We start from the raw sequence: 2096 nt of genomic DNA, 5'->3' as shown, positions 1-2096 counted from the left end.
TGCGCCATATGCGGTCATCGCGCCAGCGCCCCGACACCGGATATCGACCGAATCGTCCGGATCCGGCCCTTCTCGGTTGGCCCAGCCCGACGTGGACGCATCCAAACCGGCCATCGGAGTAGGCTCCCGACAGCGGACATGGCCGCACGCTCTCCAGCATTTCCCTGAAGCGCGTTTCCACACAGTCTCCGCCCGTCCCGGTGGTATTCTTCACAGGGTGTCTCAGGGAGGAAAACCATGCGGAAAAAGACACTGCTTTCTGCCGTGCTCCTTGCCGGCGCAAGTCTCTCGGCCCACGCACAGAACAATCTCGAAAAGCTGTCGACATTTAAAACGACAGGGCCAGTCGATTTCACAATCATCGAGCAGGGAGGCAAGAAAGCCCAATCCATCAATGCGATACTCCAAAAGGTCAAGCTGCCGGAAGGCTTCAAGATCAGCTTGTATGCCATCGTGCCCGACGCGCGTCACATGGCGGTCGGGCCGCAGGGCATCGTCACTATCGTCGGCACCCGCAAGGCGAAGGTCTGGGCCGTCACCGATCGCGATAAGGACCGGGTCGCCGACGAGGTCAAGGATTTCGCACCGTCTCTGGACTTTGCGGTCCCGAATGGCCCCTGCTTCTCGCCGGACGGCATTCTCTACCTCATCGAGCGGAACCGGGTGCTCTCATTCCCGGCGGCCGAGTTCTATTACGAAGGTCCCGATGTCGCCGCTTTCAACGTTATCAAGCAAGGCGAGCTGATCCCGCCTGAGGAGGAGAGCTACAACCACACCGCCCGCGTGTGCCGCGTTGGGCCGGACGGCAAGCTCTATATCTCGATCGGCCAGCGATTCAACGTGCCTCCGCCTGAAAAGCTGGATCTCTTCAAGAAGTGGGGAATAGGCGGAATCATTCGTGTCAACCAGGACGGCACCGGCCGCGAGGTCTACGCCTACGGCGTCCGCAACTCCGTAGGAATCGACTTCAATCGTGCGAACGGCGAGCTGTGGTTCACGGACAACCAAGTCGACGGGATGGGAGACAACACTCCCCCCGGCGAACTGAACCGGCAGACGGCCGCAGGTCAGCATTTCGGATTCCCATGGTATGGCGGAGGCTCGGTCCGCACCAACGAATACAAGGATTCCGAGCCACCAGCGGATGTGGTCATGCCGGCAGTGGAGATGGACGCGCACGCTGCCGATCTCGGGATGACCTTCTACACGGGCGATCGGTTTCCGGAAAAATATCGCGGCGGGATTTTTGTGGCCCAGCACGGCTCCTGGAACCGCACAACGCCCATCGGCGCCCGAGTGATGTTCACCGCGATCAACGAGGACGGTAGCGCTGGGGCAACGGAAGTTTTCGCCGAAGGGTGGCTGGACAAGAGTGGCGAATATCTCGGCCGCCCGGTTGATATCGCGCAGCYGCGCGACGGGTCGATTCTGGTGTCCGACGATCTCGTCGGAGCGGTTTACCGAATTTCCTACGAAGACTAGGGGCAGGCGCGCCGGCCGCACCGGAGCCGGCGCGCCTTCTTACAGGCAAAGACATGAAGACGCACTCAGTCGGAACCCTGGCTGTTGTGATCGTGGCCTTTCCGGCGCTCGCCCATTCAGCCGACATCAAGACCGGCAGAGCTTTGGCCGCTGCGCGATGTCAAACCTGCCACGGCATTGACGGCATTGCCACCATTCCGGAAGCCCCCAATCTTGCAGGCGAAAACGAGATCTACCTGCAGGCGCAGCTCCATGCCTTTCGAACCGGACAGCGGCAACACGAAATCATGTCTATCGTCGCAAAGGATTTGACGGATGAAGAGATCATCGATCTCGCCGCATGGTACGCAGCAATCAGGATTGAGGCGACGCCGCCCGAATGAAGCACATATTAATAGCGACCGAGGTCCGTAACAGGATCGGCAGCTGCCGGTCCGGCGGGTGTTCGCTATCGGGACGCTGACGCCAACGGCTTGGTTTCGTCTATCTCTCCCATGCCTGGACATGGGAGCGACGTGGCCGACCACTGGGGGCTGGTTCGGGGCTTATCACAATCGACGCGAGCGTCCGCTCCGGGGGAGCCCGGGAGGCCTCCGAACGTCGGCAATGGGGAC

At 61.0% G+C, this 2096-nt stretch carries 2 protein-coding genes; both read left to right on the top strand.

The window, feature by feature from the left end:
- The first annotated feature begins 237 nt into the window (after positions 1 to 237).
- Positions 238 to 1482 (top strand): PQQ-dependent sugar dehydrogenase, encoded by a 1245-nt coding sequence (locus KXR53_RS35420; protein ID WP_437380318.1) that lies wholly within the window; start codon positions 238 to 240, stop codon positions 1480 to 1482.
- Between the two features lie 53 nt (positions 1483 to 1535).
- Positions 1536 to 1865 carry a c-type cytochrome gene (locus KXR53_RS35415; protein ID WP_437380317.1) on the top strand — a complete coding sequence of 110 codons (330 nt, stop codon included), beginning with the start codon at positions 1536 to 1538 and terminating at the stop codon, positions 1863 to 1865.
- The last annotated feature ends 231 nt before the right edge of the window (positions 1866 to 2096 follow it).

Origin of the sequence: Inquilinus limosus, from assembly GCF_051487185.1 — a bacterium.
GTDB lineage: Bacteria > Pseudomonadota > Alphaproteobacteria > DSM-16000 > Inquilinaceae > Inquilinus > Inquilinus limosus_F.
The sequence above is the reverse complement of the archived record's forward strand: the minus strand, read 5'-3'. Positions and strand labels throughout refer to the sequence as shown.

Coding starts and splice junctions, on each gene's coding strand:
- KXR53_RS35415 (WP_437380317.1), top strand. CDS start 1,536: ATGAAGACGCACTCAGTCGGAACCCTGGCTGTTGTGATCGTGGCCTTT.